Origin of the sequence: Bacteroides sp. D22, assembly GCF_000163675.1 — a bacterium.
Classification (GTDB): Bacteria; Bacteroidota; Bacteroidia; order Bacteroidales; family Bacteroidaceae; genus Bacteroides; species Bacteroides xylanisolvens.
In genome coordinates, this window is record NZ_GG774804.1 from 155,996 (window position 1) to 174,883 (window position 18,888).

General features: G+C 43.9%; 16 protein-coding genes. 3 read left to right on the top strand and 13 right to left on the bottom strand.

What is annotated here, in order from left to right; genetic code table 11:
* Positions 1–58: 58 nt before the first annotated feature.
* The 13 genes from HMPREF0106_RS13910 to HMPREF0106_RS13850 form a co-directional block, all read right to left on the bottom strand.
* Positions 59–1,339 (bottom strand): lamin tail domain-containing protein, encoded by a 1,281-nt coding sequence (locus tag HMPREF0106_RS13910; RefSeq protein WP_008642966.1) that lies wholly within the window; start codon positions 1,337–1,339, stop codon positions 59–61.
* A 260-nt stretch (positions 1,340–1,599) separates the two neighbouring features.
* The gene (locus tag HMPREF0106_RS13905; RefSeq protein ID WP_008642969.1) at positions 1,600–2,634 is read right to left on the bottom strand and encodes a DUF4857 domain-containing protein; all 1,035 of its coding nucleotides are present in this window, start codon (positions 2,632–2,634) and stop codon (positions 1,600–1,602) included.
* Positions 2,635–2,675: 41 nt separating this feature from the next.
* On the bottom strand, positions 2,676–3,344 hold the full coding sequence (locus HMPREF0106_RS13900) for a hypothetical protein (RefSeq protein WP_008642970.1): 669 nt from the start codon (positions 3,342–3,344) through the stop codon (positions 2,676–2,678).
* Positions 3,345–3,414: 70 nt separating this feature from the next.
* On the bottom strand, positions 3,415–4,302 hold the full coding sequence (locus HMPREF0106_RS13895) for an ABC transporter ATP-binding protein (protein ID WP_004314891.1): 888 nt from the start codon (positions 4,300–4,302) through the stop codon (positions 3,415–3,417).
* A gap of 23 nt (positions 4,303–4,325) precedes the next feature.
* The gene (locus HMPREF0106_RS13890) at positions 4,326–4,892 is read right to left on the bottom strand and encodes a PepSY-associated TM helix domain-containing protein (RefSeq protein ID WP_008642971.1); all 567 of its coding nucleotides are present in this window, start codon (positions 4,890–4,892) and stop codon (positions 4,326–4,328) included.
* Positions 4,879–5,466: a hypothetical protein gene (locus tag HMPREF0106_RS13885; protein ID WP_008642972.1), complete on the bottom strand. Its 588-nt coding sequence runs from the start codon at positions 5,464–5,466 to the stop codon at positions 4,879–4,881. The genes HMPREF0106_RS13890 and HMPREF0106_RS13885 overlap by 14 nt, the downstream gene beginning before the upstream one ends.
* Positions 5,467–5,581: 115 nt before the next feature.
* Positions 5,582–7,204, bottom strand: coding sequence for a fimbrillin family protein (locus HMPREF0106_RS13880; protein WP_008642973.1), 1,623 nt, complete (start codon positions 7,202–7,204; stop codon positions 5,582–5,584).
* A gap of 58 nt (positions 7,205–7,262) precedes the next feature.
* Positions 7,263–8,774, bottom strand: a complete 1,512-nt coding sequence (locus tag HMPREF0106_RS13875) for a DUF6850 family outer membrane beta-barrel protein (RefSeq protein ID WP_008642974.1) — start codon at positions 8,772–8,774, stop codon at positions 7,263–7,265.
* Positions 8,767–9,999, bottom strand: coding sequence for a DUF4876 domain-containing protein (locus HMPREF0106_RS13870; RefSeq protein ID WP_008642975.1), 1,233 nt, complete (start codon positions 9,997–9,999; stop codon positions 8,767–8,769). The genes HMPREF0106_RS13875 and HMPREF0106_RS13870 overlap by 8 nt, the downstream gene beginning before the upstream one ends.
* Positions 10,000–10,003: 4 nt before the next feature.
* On the bottom strand, positions 10,004–12,841 hold the full coding sequence (locus tag HMPREF0106_RS13865) for a TonB-dependent receptor (RefSeq protein ID WP_008642976.1): 2,838 nt from the start codon (positions 12,839–12,841) through the stop codon (positions 10,004–10,006).
* 241 nt (positions 12,842–13,082) lie between these two features.
* Positions 13,083–14,090 carry an aspartate-semialdehyde dehydrogenase gene (locus HMPREF0106_RS13860; RefSeq protein WP_008642977.1) on the bottom strand — a complete coding sequence of 336 codons (1,008 nt, stop codon included), beginning with the start codon at positions 14,088–14,090 and terminating at the stop codon, positions 13,083–13,085.
* A 177-nt stretch (positions 14,091–14,267) separates the two neighbouring features.
* Complete coding sequence (locus HMPREF0106_RS13855; RefSeq protein WP_009039798.1) at positions 14,268–14,654, bottom strand: DUF86 domain-containing protein; 387 nt, start codon at positions 14,652–14,654, stop codon at positions 14,268–14,270.
* The gene (locus tag HMPREF0106_RS13850) at positions 14,638–14,931 is read right to left on the bottom strand and encodes a nucleotidyltransferase family protein (protein ID WP_009039799.1); all 294 of its coding nucleotides are present in this window, start codon (positions 14,929–14,931) and stop codon (positions 14,638–14,640) included. Before HMPREF0106_RS13850 ends, HMPREF0106_RS13855 begins: the two co-directional genes overlap by 17 nt.
* A 372-nt stretch (positions 14,932–15,303) precedes the next feature.
* On the opposite strand from HMPREF0106_RS13850, the gene HMPREF0106_RS13845 reads away from it, so the two are divergent.
* The 3 genes from HMPREF0106_RS13845 to HMPREF0106_RS13835 are packed head-to-tail and all read left to right on the top strand — an operon-like array spanning position 15,304 to position 18,820.
* Complete coding sequence (locus HMPREF0106_RS13845; RefSeq protein WP_004314883.1) at positions 15,304–17,439, top strand: cation:proton antiporter; 2,136 nt, start codon at positions 15,304–15,306, stop codon at positions 17,437–17,439.
* Complete coding sequence (locus HMPREF0106_RS13840) at positions 17,421–18,155, top strand: ThiF family adenylyltransferase (protein WP_008649541.1); 735 nt, start codon at positions 17,421–17,423, stop codon at positions 18,153–18,155. The genes HMPREF0106_RS13845 and HMPREF0106_RS13840 overlap by 19 nt, the downstream gene beginning before the upstream one ends.
* Positions 18,156–18,163: 8 nt before the next feature.
* Entirely contained in the window at positions 18,164–18,820 is a 657-nt protein-coding gene (locus HMPREF0106_RS13835) for an ABC transporter ATP-binding protein (RefSeq protein WP_004314881.1), read from the top strand.
* Positions 18,821–18,888 lie beyond the last annotated feature (68 nt).

Here is an 18,888-nt window from a genome sequence, read left to right on the forward strand (position 1 = left end):
TCGAATAAGTTTATCTTTGTCTACAAAAGTAGGGAATTTATCATAGATATGTATACTCTTACCTATTTTTTATTCCCGGTGTGCCTCCGGTCGCGTGTTTGGACGAACGCCAGTTTTTGTTGAGCGAGGACAACTCCGGAGATTTCTTTTCAAGCGAAATGCCGGTTGTCTTTTTGTTGTCAGAATCGTGCATCTCATCTCTAAAACGGCAAGTATCAAAAGTTTGTCCTTTCTCCGGCTTCTCGCTACAGGAGAGTGCCAGATAGCCTCCGTCGTTATTAAGAGTCGGGAATTTGGGTATTTCTATCAGGTTCTCTCCATTTACTTTATGTTTCCGAATGACCTTGCTGGTGTATTTGCTGAAGCAAAGATAACCTTTGGATGGAATGGTGATGGGAGTGGAGGAACTCTCGTTACAAAGAGTGGTAGTACTGTATACTGTGCCACTTTCATACATTTTGTATAGATAGAGAGTTGGCAGAGTAATAGTCTTTTCACCCGGATTATAAATTTCTACATATTCTGCACCGTCAGTAGCATTATCATACATTATTTCGTTGAAAAGAAGCATACCTCTCACATCTTCCGGTAATTCGGGAGTGTCGGGATTGTCCGGTAGAACCGTATCGGGGGTATCGGGTGTTTCGTCGGGTGATGTGTTCGTTTCTACGTCATTAGACAACTGTATGTGATGGAACGTGAATCCTTTACAACGGGTTTTGGTGTAAATGCAGTATATACCGCAGTAGCGGGAAGTCTGTATATCGGTATCTTTTATCTGTTTTTCTTTTACGTATTCATTCTCGGATTCAAGCCGTGTCCAAAAAGTCCAGTAACCGTTATTGTCACGTTCTACTTTTATATATAGTTTCGGTGATGAGTCGCCTTTCATCAGTTCTCTTCCCGAAGCCAGTAGTTTAGACTGCTCTCCGTTTTGACGATAAAGAGCTACATTGTCTTTTGCTCCTCCAATCTGAATATAATAGCCGTTTAAATTACCGGAAAGAATGTTTGAGGAAGAAGTCAGATAAAATCGTGCATAATTGTTGGCGGAGGGGTTGAAGGTGAGGTGAACTCCAAATTCCCAACGGGTATTTTTTATAGAGGTAGAAGGAATGGTGACATAAGCTGTTCCGGCGTCTTCCTGTGGATCATTCAGATGGATTCCTTCTTTAGAGTTGATGGTGAATTTGTCCATCTCTCCTTCCCAGGGAAGTTCGGGTGTGATAGTGTCTCCTCCTCCTAATTCTCCCTTTTTTTCGTCATCAGCAGGGAGCGAACAATTATAGAACAATATGATGAAGATACTTAGGAAAGCAAATGCTTGGTAAACTTTCATACGGTTTTTAGTTTGAGTTATTTCGTTTTACCGTATTTGTTTGAGTATAATGCAGAAGCAATTGCGGTTTAAATAGTTGAATGAGTCGGCAAAGGTAAACCTTTTTGCTGGAAAAAACATACTTATTGAAGAAATAATTGTAAATCCTTTTGTTTTCTCTAAATGCGTGGAAAGGAAACAGTGAGGGGTTATCAAAAGTCAATAAATTAAATGTGACTTTTGATAACCCCTCACCCATGTTACATTCAATTATTGAAACATTATTCGAAGCGTGGCATTACATATTTATCTGTGTAAGATGTGAACGTAATACCTGGCATGGAATGAACGTTCGATTCGTTCTCCAGCTTCTTTATCAGCGAATAATCGTTGGCATCCAATGCGTAATAGTTATCTGAAGCCGGAGTTGTCACGCGGACTGTCCAGTCGAACATATTACCGATGATGGTGAGCGCATCCGTTTCCGGATCAAATGCCGGGATTCCTGTTTTAACGATTTCATACGTCCGGTTCTGCAACACATAGAAAGCCTTGTTGACATCGGTCATAAAAGCAAGCGTCTTTTTGTTTCTGAACTCGGTCAGATACAGATGTTCTAATGTCAGGCCTTCAGGCAAGGTGATGGCACGGACATACGGGCGTCCTTTCACCTGTTTCAGATGAAACAGACGACGGTCGGCATCCAACAGAAGATAACCTTCGTCATACTCCTTTTTCACCGTCGGATTTCCTACGATTTCCGTTGCCGGAAAACGAAAATCCTTCTTAGTCATAGCTTCGGTAAACTGAAGGCTTTTGTCTTCCTTCACGCTGTTGGTAGCCATGTCGATAAATTCGATCCCTTTGGAGGTGATACGGAATACGTCATCCGGCATTTTCAGGTCCACACGTCCTGACATAGATTCCATCAGTGGGTAAAGCCCGATAGAAGGTGCGTTTATATCCGAAGGCACACTGCGGAAGTTGAAGTTTTCTGTCTGCACCATTTTAGGAGTCATTGCGATTCCTTGAATGGTATCCGGAAAACGCTCATCAGACATCAACTGACGGAAATAAAACATAGGCAGGATGCTGTCGAAAGCAGCTTCCGAATAAATGTTTCCTGCAAGGTCGCGGCGCACGGTTCCTTTCCCTTCTTCTTGTCCCATCTGGGCGAAATCGCCAATTACGAAACTATACAGGGTAAAGGGAGTCTTTTCTGGCTTTACGACAAAGAAATTGTAGCACCAGGGCAACTGCCAAAGAAGCAGAAAAGCGATGGTTACATATAATAGTATGGTACTGAAACGTCTCATTTCTCAATCTTTTAATTTTTAATCTTTAATTTTTTTATTGGTTAATCCTGTTTTCCGGCCTTGAACCGTACGATAGAGAGCCACGAGAAAGAGGCTGTCAACAAAGTATAGACCACTAAATAAGGGAGAAACTTGTTGTATGCTTCCGGCATAGGCGACAGGAAGAAGATTCGGAGTAACAATACTGCGATAATGAGATTCAGGATACGGCGTTTCCATGCCGGTTCGAGGCAAATCCATGCGACGAGCAGATAGCCGGAGATGCCGGCGAGATACCACGTTAAAGCGGTAAGCAGTATGTGGTTTTTGAGCTCGTGGGCAAGGATTCCGTTCAGATAGATCTCCATCAACAGGAAATTGGAAGCGAAGCAGACAAGAAGCAGTATGAGTCCGGAGAGTAACATATTGCCCGTCATTTTCAGTTCCGGATAAGGCAGATGGAGGGTCAGTTTCAAACATTTGCGTTGCATCTCGGGGACAAATTGCACGATTGCCATCAGGATTCCGGCAATCAGAGGAATATATTGCAACATATCAATGAAGATGACATCCCGTTGCAGCATGACTTCCCATACATGGGCAGCCCCTTTCATTTCTACCACCCGGTTGATACGGAGCATACAGTAGCCTGTAAAACCAAGTGTGGCGAGCACGGCAAGCAGAAAATACCACCGTGTCTTTATCCATTCTTTATAAAATATAGCGTACATTCTTGAGGATTTATGATTTATGAATGATGATTTATGGGTTACGAGTTGCCAACTCTTATTCTTAATTTAATCAGTATTTCCCGGTGAGGCCGATAAAGGCATCTTCCAAATTGACTTGCTCACAGTGCAAGTCTGTATAGGGCACTGACATTGATTTCAGTTTGGCTTCTGTTTCTGCCGGTTGCAGGAAGGAGAAAGTCTCCAACTGGTTCCGCATGATGGAAGGATGGTAGAAATCATCCGATGCAGGAAGCTCGTAACCTTCGGGAATGGTGAAGGTGTAGCGGCGTCCTTTTTCCAGTAATTCGGCGATTGGTTTCTGAATCAGTATCTTTCCGTAGTCCATAATAATGCAGTCGTCAACGAGACGCTCCATATCCTGAATGATATGCGAGGTCAGAAAGACGGTTTTACCTTCCGAACGGGCATAGTCGCGGAGATAGTCCACAAACAGGCGGCGGTAGCCGGGATCGAGTCCGAGCGAGAAGTCGTCCAGTACCAGAAGTTCCGGGTTTTGTGCGAGAATCAGTCCGAGAGCTACTTGAGAGCGCTGTCCGCAGGACATACGTGAGATGCGCTGTCCGGTAGCTACTTTCAATTTATTCATCAGTTCGTAGTACGCTTCTTTTTTCCACTGGCCGGGGTAGAAGGCTGCGTAGAATTTTTCTATTTCGGTGATGGTCATGAATTGGTATTGCACATGACCTTCGATGAGCAGTCCGATATGGCGGCGCAGAGCCGGTGCCATGGTCTGTATCTCCTGTCCGAAGATGCGACATTCTCCCGAACGGGGTTTCAGGTAACCGCTCAAGATATTGATAGTGGTGGTTTTGCCCGTACCGTTCTTTCCCAATAGTCCCAGGATACGTCCTTTGGGCACTGTGAAACTAAGGTTTTCGTAAATCAACCGTTTACCGTAGTAGTGCGTCAGGTTGTTACATTCGATAATTTGTTCCATTTGATTTTATCTGTTATTTCGATTCAAAAGAAGAAAAGGAAAAGAATGGGAATCAAGATTCCGACTATTAGTTCTATTCCTCCTCTGCCGATAATGCCCTTGTTCCCTTTCAGCATGATAATGCCGGAAAGAGTAATGATAATAAGGGCGATAGCGAAAATATCCGCGAAGTAAGTCCACCATTGTCCCGGATTGTAATGTAAACGGGACATCGCTCCGATAAGCGGGCGACGGGTGACGGATTCATATACCGCTTCTCCTGTCTTCACGTTTACCAGAAGGCTGGAACCGCCTTTCAGGAAGACTTTCATTACGTCCGTTTTCGGGAAGTAGTATTTGGTATAGTTGCCGGTTTCTCCCAAAGGTTCCAGTAGAGTAAGTACTTTCTCTTTACTCATTCCTGCTTTGTCCGGTAGCTTTTCCGCTATTTTATATTCTTTCCGTGTGATGGAGAAGTTCGGATTAATCGTGTCACGGTGATTCATTACAATTCCGGAAATGGCATATATCAATACCATTCCGGAAAAGAAAAATGACAGGTCACGGTGTATGAGCCGGCTCCATTTACGAACAGTACTACTCCACTTCATACGAGTTGGCTTCCATAAAATAGAAAGATAAATACTCTTTTCCTGTTTCTGCTTTGCGGTCGGCTATTTTTGCGCGGAAGTCTGCGATGCGGGCTTCGGGACTGTTGGCTGTTTCGCCGCGTGCTTTCTTTTCAGAATCGCATCCGGCTTCACCGGTTCCGTGTTTTTCGGCAGCTTGTGCTTTGAGTTGTGCTTCCCAGTTTTGGAGGTAGGCTTCGTCGATGCGTTGTTCTTTCAATGTTCCGGTAACACGGACAATAGAGTTCACACATTTAGGATCGAAGGCTCCCAATGTTCCGGCTTCTACACGGATCACTTGGGTATCGTCACTGCCCATCAGGAAGATTTTCTTTGCACCATGTTTGCAGGTATGTGTGCAAACGCCTTCAATGGTTACTTCTTGTCCTGCAAGGTTTTCGGCATTGGCAAGGAGAGAATCAATTTCCAAAGCGGAAGATGCAGACTGTTCTGTAGTCGCTTCTGATGCGCTTTTCTGTTGTTTGTTACCACATGAAGTTCCGATAAAAGTCATTGCCATAAGGGCAATTGCGATTGTTAGCTTTTTTGTTTTCATTGTTATTGCTTCGTTTTTATATAGTTTGTAATCTGTTTTTCGTTTGTTTATAGCTTTTAATAGTTCGCCTTACGGGCGGGGAGTTTCAACCATGCTTGAAACAAATACTACTCCTTTAGTTGGCAGCTTGATCCCTTACGCAACGGAGTTGCATACCGGCTTTAATGCTGACATAAGATAATGATAATCTGCCTTCCGAATACTTTGCATTGATTGTACTCATTAATCCAAAGAACTGTATATTGGTAAGTAGTCCGCTGGTGCTATTGTATACGGGCTTGAAGGCAGTCGAAGTCATAAGATAATTCATTGCCGGTTTTCCGTGCCATGCAGTTTGAATATTGGCATCTTCTGCTATTGCCGTTTTTTGATAGCTGCCGGCACCTGTAAGGCTTGTTGCCATACGAACGCCGGAGAATTGGTAATTGAATCCTGCATTATTCAGTGATGATATTTTGGCGCCGTCATAAACTGCATCATAGAAAAGAGCTTTATCACCATCAGCCGGTACCTTGCCGTCGACATCATTCGTTGTTTTTCCTACCAGATTAAAGTATTCCAGACGTGTTGGTATGTGCCAACCTTTCGGACAAATACCTTGCGCTCCTTCAAAAGAGTTCAGATTGCTTTCAGTAATTTCCTTACCGCCCAGTGCAACTTGGAAATCATATAGATAACCTAATTCTTTGATAGCACTTTCCTCTGTTGTGGCTACGGTTGCACCGTCAGCTTTGATTTCATACGGGTACCAAACATGACTATCAGCAGTAGGATCGGTAGAAGGAGTATATCCTTTCGGAAGATAAATAAGCGGTTCAGCCATCCACGTAGTACCGTTCGCCAAAGTTACCGTGTTATATTTTACATTATCGTATAAGAAATAGTTCTCATTGAGATGTTCTTCGAAAGGAATCTCATTGTCTGCTCCGATTTCACCTTCATCTGTCCAGTTTTCGATGTCACCGATAAGTTTAACCTCTATATCGTCAGGCAATACACGGATGTTTACGCTGTATTGTCCTCCTTGCGCTAAAGTAGTAGATGTGAGTTTCTGCGACAAGGTCTTGCCATCAGAAGTTGCTACTTCGAGCGTCAAAGCTACCGTTTGGGGAACGATGAGGGCGCGGTAAGTTTTGTTCGTTTCAACAACCTGTGCCGTAATGTTTGTAGCTGCGACATTCGCGTCAGCAGTAACTGTAAGGGCAGCCAGATCAAGAGTTGCAGTCGGGATAGAGCCTTTCAATGCAATGGATGTTATGTTGGCTTCTACTTCCTTTGTTACATTAATGACCAGTTTGGTAAGCAGATGCTTAAAGTTCATTGTTATAGTATTTACAGTAGGAAGTACATCTTTATTGCTTGCTGCCATAAGGTCTGATGCCCCATATCCGGTGGTCTGATCGGCTTCTACAGAAAAAGAAGTAGGAGTATTACCTTCTCTATAAGGATAGTATGCTACTATCTGCGATTTGTCATTTCCTTCCGGGTACCAAAGCAGGTCACCTGCAAATACTCCGTCATTGAATGTCATTAGTTTATTTTCCGCATATACGAAGTCACCGTTTTGGATGATTGTAACGCCAATTTTATCTCCGGTTTCAAAGTTAACTTCGGTAGCGCGTGTGATAACAGGCGAGATAGTAATACGACTGTCTGAAGGAGTCGTCGTTTCGTTCTCTTCCTGTTGGCAAGATACCAAAAGTGCTGCTGCGAAGATAAATGTTAAACTCTTTTTCATTGCTTAATAATTTAGTTTATATATATATTCATTGTTTTCAAAAAGCATATCCCGGTTCTCAAAAAGTATATCCTAACTTGATAGTCTCATTCCAACGGCTCGAACCATCTATATAGTGAAGGTTGAAACCGCGTGTATAACTTCCCTGTACTTCAGCATAGATCCCATGGTTGAAATGATAGCGTAAACCGAGACGAAGCGTTGCTTGTGGAGCAGTAGCATATTCATTCTGCAGATTATAATAATCTGTCAGGCGATAAGGAGGATCACCCGGCTCCGTATCTGTTGTAATGACTCTGCTTTTCTCAGTAGAGTTTCCTATGGCAAAGGAAGCGGCTGCCTTTAAGTCAAATTTCCCTATATGAAACACGCTGGATACATACGTCTGCGTACAAAGCATCTTTTCCGACGCTACATACGGATACATCTGGGTAGTCAGTCGTTTGAAAGTTGAAATATGTGTTCCCAAACGAACTTCTGTACGAGGACTTATAAATTCATATTCGGGATGGACCGAGAAAGCATCTCTTTCGAAAATGCGGTTGGAGCCGTTGATATAAGTCGTCGTTATTCCGTTAACAGTCTCCTTATTAATCACATTCTCGTTGTTGACCAAATGTGACCATTGCAGGTTCAATCGTAGAAAATGCTCTTTCTTTCCCTGTTTGAAATGATAACTCAAATGAGAGGCAATCCGGTGAGTGGGGAATTTGAACCAGATAGCATCTCTTTCACCGGCAGACCCCGAAGAATAGGTATATTCGATATCTCCATAAAATCTCTTCCATTGAAGTTGCAGTGCTCCCCCGTTAGACAGTTCTTTGATCGGAAAGCCGTTGATTCCCGATTCGCTTAGATGAATCCCGCTGCCGTCCCATGCTTCATAAGCTCCATACATCAGTCCTTTGTCCAAGAAGGCGTTGTAGGAGTTTTCGGTAGTCCCGATTACTTCCGCCTTGACCGATTCGCTGTTTTTGCTGAACATATAAGAAAAACCGATGGCTAGATCGCCCGAGTGATACATCACACTGGGGGCTACTTTCAAATCCAGCCGGTAATTGGTATGTCGCAAGTCTTTCCGTTTGGAATAGTTGGAGGCGGCAAAGTCAATCTTTCCTCCCAATCGCCAGTTAGGTGCAATATCTGATGCAATACCGCCCATAAAAGCGTATCGTTGCAGGTCTTTGCGTCCGGGAGTGAACTCTAGAATGTCTACCGGATAAAATCCCGGCTGGATAAACATGGAACCACTCATGTCCTTACCGGAAGTATGATCGAATGAGAAAGAACCAGTCAGCGAATACCCTTTCAGATGAGTGATAGACTTGGCTATTGCTCCGGCATTCCATGATTTCTCCGCTTCGTAAGAGTGGTGGAAATCACCATGGTTATTCTTACCATACAGTTCGGCATAGGAAGAAGAGATGCTATCCATCCTGATACCTGTAACATTTTTTCCGGTATTCCAGGAATTACGCCGTTCTATAATGTCGTAAGTCTGTGCCGAAACACCGTACACTATACATAGTAACCAAAGACCTGTTATATATATTTTTTTCATCTCACTCATGCAAAGATTGTTTTTCTCTTTCATAAAAATCGGTAGAAGAGTTGTTGGTGTCCATCAATACTTCATAACCTGCTTCCTGCGTAGCTTCTTCGTCCACATGTCGATATAAGCTGCGTCCGTTGTATGTCGCACTTTGAGTGACATATCCTGCGTCGATGGAAGGAGATATACGTTTCTTGTTGTTGGAGGAACCACCGTAGTACACTTCCGCTCCATCAATCACCCAGTCGAGCGGAACTGCTATCACCCGGTCGGTGGTACTTCCCGGTTTTTGTATCACACTTCCCTCTTTTAGAACAAAGTCCTGTATCGTGGTATCCTTAGCTTTAAAGATAACCGTAGCAGGAGAAAAGATAGAGAACGAGTAAGCATTCGCCTGTCCGGTTTTCAATACCACGTTCAGATAATGATCCGGTGTGATTTGATCCCCCGGAGCCGGATGATACTGTGTATTCGGAAAATAAACGTTATTGTAGCAGACAAAGTATCCCGGTTTGTTCAGATTGACAGATTGCGGGTATTGCGCTGCATGGTCAACTGCCCCATTGATGGCAATCACTGCATCTTCTCCCGGTTGAAGCGGGAAAGTCTTGCCGGTACCGCCAAACTGCCAGATGCACTGAACGATGGGAGCAAAATCCCGGAAGATGGTTGCTCCGGTTATTTCATCCTGCGTTACCCAGACATTGGTAGCTTGGGAATTGTAAGGATCAAGCGCTCCGAAACATAAACTATCGAGATATTGCACTTCCGAATCGTTATTATGCAGGATTATATATTTGTCGGACTGGTAGTTTCCCTCCAGCGGCAACTTTGTACATCCTCCGCAATAAATCTCCTTAATAATAATAGCCCCGGCTCTGGAATGGATGAGCGGGAGGTTGAACGCCATGTTTCCGCTGGTCAGTTTCACATTATCGGCCAGTCCGTTGAAAATATCCTGTCCGTCCTTGTCGCTGACCTGCACGCGATATATACCTTTAGTCAGAGAGAATTGCGCCACTCCGTTCTTGTCGGTTTTAGCCTTGTAAGAATTTCCACGATCGACATCTTCAATCTTTACGGTCACTCCTTCCCGGAGATATTCCGAGTATCCATCCGGGTATACGGCAGTCACTTGCAGGCTGTGCAACTGATCGTCGTACGGATTCTCTTTATCAAGATCCGTGCATCCTGCAAAGATCCCGGTCACTGTTAGTAATAATATGTAGATAGACTGCTTCATATCTTTAAAATTTAATACGGCAAGTAAGTCCATAATAGAAATCCGGGGTAAAGAGCGCGCTCACACCGGTTGCATGAGATTTTACATACGGCCGTGAATTGGTGAAATTGATAGCGTTGAGAGAAAGAGACACATGGTCGCCAATCTCTTTGGTTATGTTGATATTGGCGGAGAAATAAGGATCATATCCATCCGCTGCAAATGTGTAGGCATTGCCCGATTTGCGTATCAGATAAGAGAATTCCGGATTCTCGGCTTCGGCTGACGTGAAAGGATGCATCTCATTGTTCAGGTCGAGATATGCCACCGGCCAGATAGCCGTATAAGAGTCACCGTTATAAATGCTTCCACCCGTTTGGGCATTGCTGCTTTCACTTACGTTGAACGCGTATTCTTTTCCCTTATATTCGGAGATATTCTGCGAACGCTTCACAAGCGAAGCCTCCAGTCTGCATGAAATAATCAGTCTGGCTTTCGGAATACGGGTGATGGCTGTGATATTGGCATCCAATGAGTGGGTACGTTTACCGTTGGCAGTCGTCGATAAGTTGTCGCCATTGGCATAGATACCTACATATTGGTAGGAGCGGTTGGCAAGACTGGTGTGCGACCATCCGTTCTGATAATAATAGGACAAAGAATTGTCGATATATTTAGTATAAGCATAGGAGGCATCTAACCGGAATTGCGTACGGATAGGAGTTATTTCCGGGAAATCAACAATCATTTCCGCTCCACGGCGAATGACGTCCATTCCATTATCGGGAGAGGTTGACTTGACAAAAGTCTGGTCGGTCACCTTTACATCCATAGGAGTCCAGTAGCTCGATGCATTGTCACGTATGTACACCATTCCCGTCTGATTATCCACATTGATTTGCGGATTAGTCGGCATAGTGAATCCCTCCGGTAATTGGAGAACATCGTAAGAGAACGGGTTATAGGAACTCGTGTATTTATACGGTAACTTGGTACGGTTGAAATAACCGACTAGCGAAATCCTGGTCCGGGCTATATGGACGTCAATGCCCAATTCCGAATTCTGATTCCGTTGCCAGCGTAGATTCTCATTGTGCAGTAATGTGTAGGGCTGGCTGTAATAGATATAAGATGATTCATTGTTATTATAGGAAAAACCGAATGTCTGTATGTCCCGGTATTCCTGTTTGAGGTACAAGGTATAGAAAGAGGGAAGCTTTTCAGTGATTCCCCAACCGCCACGGATAGCGATATGTTCGTTCAACTGCCATCTGGCATTGAAACGTGGTGAAAGAGTATTCAGGTTTTTATAGTTCGTTCCCTTGATAAACAAATGTTCCCAACGCACTCCCGCCATCAGTCTAAGCAGGGTGTTTCCCACTGGTAACGACAGACTTTCTTCGGCATAAAGCGAAACGTTATGCATATATGGATAAGCGGTGTAAGGGCGGGGGCGATAACCGTTCGGAGCCAGTGAAGGGTCTTTGTAATATTCTCCTTCACCCACATTCCCTGTTGCTTTCCACTGAACACCCGCTTTCAGGTTGCTGTTTACAGTCTTGAACCGTCTGTTCCATTCATACTTTAACGATGCGGCATAATCCAGTTCTTTGGAGTCGATGATCTGATCTGCGAAGTAGGTATATGGCAGTTTGCTTGCCATAAAATATCCTTCTTGCGTGGCATGAACAGCCGGCTGTTCCGATGCATACGAATAGAAAGTATGTGCATGGGAGTTATTGTCATTGTAGTATACCGATGCGTCGAACTTGAGGTTGGTGACCCACGATTTATTGAGCAGCCAGGCCAGTGAAGTGTTTGCCCGGAATACGTTATCCCTCACTTTGTTGTATTCTCCCGAATAGGCATCCGGGTCATCTTTGGTATTCATTCCTCCGATATTACCTGTAACACCGATATCGAATCTGAACACTTTGCTGAAAGTGTTGCTATATCCGGCAGAGAATCCCCTTCTTGTATAAGACGAATAGGGAGATACCAACTTTTGGGTAGCCTTTGTCCATTCTCCGTTTATGTTGATAACGCCTTTGTCGTTTCCTAAATCCAATCCTTTGGAGAAGGAAACCTGTTCGGTGCGGGGATTGATGGACAATAATATGTTCCAGGGTGTTTTCCCTTTCCGGGTGTGAATCTTGACCATTCCGCTATTCAAATCCCCGTATTCAGCCGAAGGTACTCCGGTGATGACTTCAACCGATTCAATATCCGCCACGGTGATATTACGGGTATCTGCTCCGTTCATATTTCCAAATGAGCCATTATTGCCAATACGTACCCCATCCACTTCAACGGCTGTCCCAAAGGCTGCATTACCGACTGTCGACCCTCCGTCGCGTAATGAGAAGATATTATTAGTGGTAAGATCCGGCACTTTTGTCTTTCCTCCCGGAAGAAGAGCGGAGATATCGCTCACGTTGGATACCTGCAAATGTTCCAGCGCATTATTACCGATAGTGAGCGTAGTGTTTAACTCATTCTTGGGCGCTTGTGCAGTAACGACTACATCATCCAGTGCAAGCGTGTTTTCTTTGAGTTCTATATGTAGGTTTTTGATATTACTGTGCACATTTACCGGAATTGTTGCCGGTACATAACCCAGAAAAGAAACTTCCAGATTATATTTTCCCTCCTGCACTCCTTGTATCGTGAATTCGCCTTTCTGATTGGATACAGCCCATAAATAGGTGCCTTTAATGAGAATGGAAGCACCGGGCAAGGGGGAATTCGTTTTGGGCTCGGTCACACGTCCCGAGATTGTATAGATGTTTGAATTAGCTGCGGCCTCAAATAAATTGAAAAATAGCAGCCCCCAGAATGCTATGTTAAAAAGACAATATTTCATAGATAAGTTTTGTGCAAAATTCGATAAAAACCAAGTTTATATCAATCACTATAAATAGTTATTTTCACAAATCTTAATACCTGCAACTGGGGATCTTTTACCTAATAATGGGTACCTTTTCTTTAATAGGTAATTTAGAAAATAAAAAAACGGCTTGCATTGCGATCACTATCACATTGCAAGCCGGTTGATTTATTGGGCTTATCTGTCATTGACCGGATATTATATCCAGTCTATTGTATTAGATATTTTTTACTTTAATCAGATATTCGGCAATCTGAACAGCATTCAGGGCAGCGCCTTTCTTGATCTGGTCACCTACAATCCAGAAAGTCAATCCGTTTTCGTTTGTCAGGTCTTTGCGGATACGGCCTACGTATACCGGATCTTTACCTGCCAGGAACAGCGGCATCGGGTATTCTTTTTCTGCCGGATTGTCCTGAAGAACCAGCCCTTCACCGTTAGCGAATGCTTCACGAGCTTCTTCTACGGAAATCGGACGTTCTGTTTCTATCCAGATACTTTCAGAGTGAGCGCGTAATGCAGGAACACGTACACAAGTTGCACTAACCTTTACGTCAGAATGCATGATCTTACGTGTTTCATTGTACATTTTCATTTCCTCTTTCGTATAACCGTTTTCTGTGAATACGTCAATCTGCGGAATCAGGTTGAAAGCCAACTGATAGGCAAACTTCTCTACAGTCACAGGCTCGTTTGCCAATACCTGGCGATATTGTTCGTACAATTCGTCCATAGCAGCAGCACCCGCACCACTTGCTGCTTGATAGGTAGACACGTGCACGGTTTTTATATGAGAAAGCTTTTCGATGGCTTTCAGTGCAACTACCATCTGGATAGTCGTACAATTCGGGTTGGCAATAACGCCACGCGGACGTTCCAATGCATCTTCGGCATTTACTTCAGGCACAACCAAAGGTACATCGGCATCCATACGGAATGCGCTGGAGTTGTCGATCATCACAGCACCATACTTGGTGATTATTTTTTCGAATTCCTTGGATGTTCCTGCACCGGCAGAAGTGAAAGCAATGTCTACCCCTTTAAAGTCATCGTTGTGTTGTAAGAGTTTCACCTCGATCTGTTTACCGCGGAAAGTGTAAGTTGTTCCGGCACTACGTTTAGAACCGAACAAAACTAACTCGTCCATCGGGAAGTTTCTCTCATCGAGCACGCGCAGGAATTCTTGTCCTACGGCTCCGCTTACGCCAACAATAGCTACTTTCATCTTTTTCTTTTGTTAAATTGTGAATATTGAATTTCTTTCCTGTCGAATAGAAAAGATTTGGCTGCAAAATTATAACAATTTAGCATATAAACATCGCTTTTGAGAGAAATATTTCAGTTTTTCGGTGGATTTCTTTAACCTTACGCGTATAATCAAGTGTGGTTGTTGGACGGAGTGTTATGTAGCGTTGTCGATGTCGGCAAGCACACGGCGGAGATCAGTCAGTAAGGGGGCGAGTTCTTCGCGGGTAATGTCAAATACCAGTTCTGTATCTACCGAAAGATACTCATGCGAGATAATATTACGCATTCCGATGATTTGCTTCCATGGGGTCGACGGGTAACGAGCAAAAAGGTTACCAGCAGTAAGTTCATCCACTTGGCGAATTGTTTCACCGATTGTTTGCAGACACATGCAGGTGGAGTTGAAAAGCACCATGCCGCTCATATTGGTGAGGAAGTCATGATAAGTTTTAACGTCAGCCGTAGTTTCAAGAACAAATACAGTCTGACGTTCCACAAAGCGGAGCATATCCGCTATTTGTTCATTAGATATAGATCGCATCGCGTTCAATATTTTGCCGGAACAACTGACGCATATTCTCGTGCAGGGTTAATAAATCTACCTTAATATGAAAAAGATGTTCAAGTTCCTCCTTGATAGCCATATAGGTGCGGAAGGTGGTTTTGTGCAACTTCACACAGATGTCAATATCGCTATCTTCTCGCTGTTCGCCCCGTGCGGCGGAGCCGAAAAGAGCAAGTTGCTCAATACCGTACTTCTCACCAGCAACACTCTTAAATTGGCGTAGCAATTCCAGAATTTCATCAGTTGTCTTCATAGGGCAATTCTCCTTTCATAGATTACTTTCTGCAAAGTTACAAAATTTCATAGAGAATAACAACGCTTTGAGGGCAATAGTTTTCATTTCTAGTATGTCAAAGAGCGATGTGGGATATTTTCCCGCTTGTTATTCTATTATTATCTTTTTCTTGTTTTTTTACGCAACGGAGAATACGATTGGTAATATATACACTCGTTGTATTCCTGTGAAGGACCTGTATAAAGATAATACGGAAAGTTGCAAGTGGTTAATTCAGTAATTTACTACTTAACTACTTACTACTTGACTACTGAATAATACGTCTGGACATTCATTGTGATTCTGCAAACTTTTTTGTTCCTTTGCATTGAATTCCTAAAGCCACAGCCTATGAACCTGTTTGATTTTAATTTAACCTTACCGATTACCGACCCGACTTGGGTATTCTTTTTGGTATTGATTATCATTCTCTTTGCTCCGATGATCCTCGGACGTCTTCATATACCTCATATTATAGGCATGATTCTGGCGGGTGTATTGATTGGCGAACACGGCTTTCATGTGCTCGACCGTGACAGCAGTTTCGAACTCTTCGGCAAAGTGGGATTATATTATATCATGTTTCTTGCCGGACTCGAAATGGATATGGAGGACTTTAAGAAAAACCGGACGAAAAGTGTTGTGTTCGGCTGGCTCACCTTTCTGATTCCGATGGCGTTGGGAATATGGAGTAGTATGAGTATGCTGGGTTATGGCTTTCTCACGGCGGTGTTATTGGCAAGTATGTACGCTTCCCATACTTTAATAGCCTATCCTATTATTAGCCGTTATGGATTGTCGCGTTTGCGCAGCGTCAATATAACCATTGGGGGGACGGCTGTCACCGTCACCCTTGCTTTGATTATTCTTGCCGTCATAGGTGGTATGTTTAAAGGCACTGTTGATGGTTGGTTCTGGGTATTTCTTGTGGCAAAAGTGGCTTTTCTCGGATTCCTGATTGTATTCTTCTTTCCCCGTATCGGGCGTTGGTTCTTCCGGAAGTATGATGACAGCGTGATGCAGTTTGTGTTTGTGCTGGCAATGGTCTTCCTCGGAGGAGGATTGATGGAATTCGTGGGAATGGAAGGAATTTTAGGTGCTTTTCTGGCAGGCTTGGTGTTGAATCGTTTGATTCCTCATGTATCTCCTTTGATGAACCGCCTGGAGTTTGTGGGAAATGCCTTGTTTATTCCTTATTTCCTGATTGGCGTCGGGATGATTATTGATGTAAGGAGCCTGTTTACCGGAGGTGAAGCATTGAAGGTGGCTATTGTAATGACAGTAGTGGCGACTTTTAGTAAATGGTTGGCTGCTTGGATCACGCAGAAGATATACCGGATGCAGTCGAATGAGCGGAGCATGATATTTGGCTTGAGTAATGCGCAGGCTGCGGCTACACTGGCAGCAGTACTGATCGGCCACGAAATTATTATGGAGAATGGAGAACGCTTGTTGAATGATGATGTATTGAACGGTACGGTAGTGATGATACTGTTCACTTGTGTCATCAGTTCTTTGGTGACCGAACGTTCGGCCCGCCGTTTCGCTCTGGATGAAAATGTGCAAGCGGAAGAAGAAGCTAAACAGATAAATAAGGAACAGATCCTGATTCCGGTCGCTAATCCGGAGACGATTGAAGATTTGGTTAATCTGGCTTTGGTGATAAAGGATGCCAAGCAAAAGAATGCATTGGTGGCATTGAATGTGATTAATGACAATAACAGTTCGGAGAAAAAAGAGCAGCAGGGCAAACGGAATTTGGAGAAGGCTGCCATGATTGCTGCTGCTGCCGATGTGCCTGTCACGATGGTGAGCCGTTATGATTTGAATATTGCTTCGGGGATTATCCATACGATTAAAGAATATGAAGCTACGGATATTGTGATCGGTCTGCACCGGAAGGCCAATATTGTCGACTCTTTCTTCGGACATCTGGCTGAAAGTCTATTGAAAGGTACGCATCGTGAAGTGATGATTGCCAAATTCCTGATGCCGGTTAACACCCTGCGCCGAATTAATATTGCTGTTCCGCCAAAGGCTGAATATGAATCGGGTTTCTCAAAGTGGGTGGAACATTTCTGCCGTATGGGAAGCATCCTCGGCTGTCGGGTGCATTTCTTTGCCAATGAACGTACATTGATGCGCCTTCAGCAACTGGTGAAGAAGAGACATGCGGGTACTCCGACAGAATTTTCCATCCTGGAAGAGTGGGAAGATCTCCTGTTATTGACAGGACAGGTGAATTATGACCACTTGCTGGTGGTTGTTTCTGCCCGTCGCGGGTCTATCTCTTACGATACCTCTTTTGAACGTCTGCCGGCGCAACTGGGAAAATATTTCTCTAATAATAGTTTGATTATCATCTATCCCGATCAGTTTGGAGAACCGCAGGAAATTGTGTCATTCTCTGATCCGCGTGGACATAATGAGTCTCAACATTATGAGAAAGTGGGTAAATGGTTCTATAAATGGTTAAAGAAAAACTGATGGAAAGATACGACTGGCAACAGAGAACAGCACTCCTGTTAGGAGAGGAAAAGATGGAACGCATCCGGAACGCGCACGTATTGGTCGTGGGATTGGGTGGAGTGGGAGCTTACGCCGCCGAGATGATCTGCCGCGCAGGAGTCGGACGGATGACGATTGTAGATGCCGATACAGTGCAGCCTACCAATATGAATCGTCAGTTGCCGGCCATGCATTCCACATTGGGAAAGGCGAAAGCGGAAGTATTAGCTGCCCGTTATAAAGATATAAATCCGGATATCGAATTGACCGTTCTGCCCGTATACCTGAAAGATGAGAATATACCGGAACTGTTGGATGCCAATCAATATGATTTTATAGTAGATGCTATTGATACGATCAGTCCGAAATGCTTTCTGATTTATGAAGCGATGAAACGTCGTATAAAGATTGTTTCCAGTATGGGAGCAGGAGCGAAGAGTGACATCACCCAGGTTCGTTTTGCCGATCTTTGGGAGACGTATCATTGCGGTTTGAGCAAGGCGGTACGGAAACGCTTGCAGAAGATGGGAATGAAACGGAAACTTCCGGTAGTGTTCAGTACGGAACAAGCCGACCCGAAAGCCGTGTTGCTGACGGATGATGAACAGAATAAGAAATCGACGTGTGGAACAGTCAGTTATATGCCGGCCGTGTTTGGGTGCTATCTGGCTGAATATGTCATTAAACGATTATAAAGGCTATTATGATAAAACTAGAAGGTATAACGAAGAGTTTCGGCTCATTACAAGTGTTGAAAGGCATTGATCTGGAAATCAATAAAGGAGAAATTGTCAGTATCGTAGGTCCGAGCGGTGCCGGTAAAACGACTTTGTTGCAGATCATGGGCACTCTCGATGAACCGGACGCAGGTACGGTGCAGATTGACGGAACAGTAGTAAGCCGGATGAAAGAGAAAGAACTATCTGCATTCCGTAATAAGAATATCGGTTTTGTTTTCCAGTTTCATCAACTGTTGCCGGAGTTTACGGCATTAGAAAATGTGATGATTCCCGCTCTCATTGCAGGCGTTTCTTCCAAAGAGGCAAATGACCGTGCCACGAAGATTCTGGATTTCATGGGACTGGTTGACCGGGCTTCTCATAAACCGAATGAACTGTCGGGAGGTGAGAAACAACGGGTAGCGGTAGCGCGGGCTTTGATTAACGACCCGGCAGTTATTCTGGCAGACGAACCATCCGGTAGTCTGGATACACATAATAAAGAAGATTTACATCAACTGTTCTTCGATTTGAGGGACCGTCTGGGGCAGACTTTTGTCATAGTGACGCATGACGAGGGACTTGCCAAAATCACGGACCGGACAGTCCATATGGTGGATGGTATGATTAAAAAATATTAATTAGAGAACCTAACTTCTAAAAATGTATACCAAAAAGGTAGAGCCTTGCAAGTGTTCTATCTTTTAGC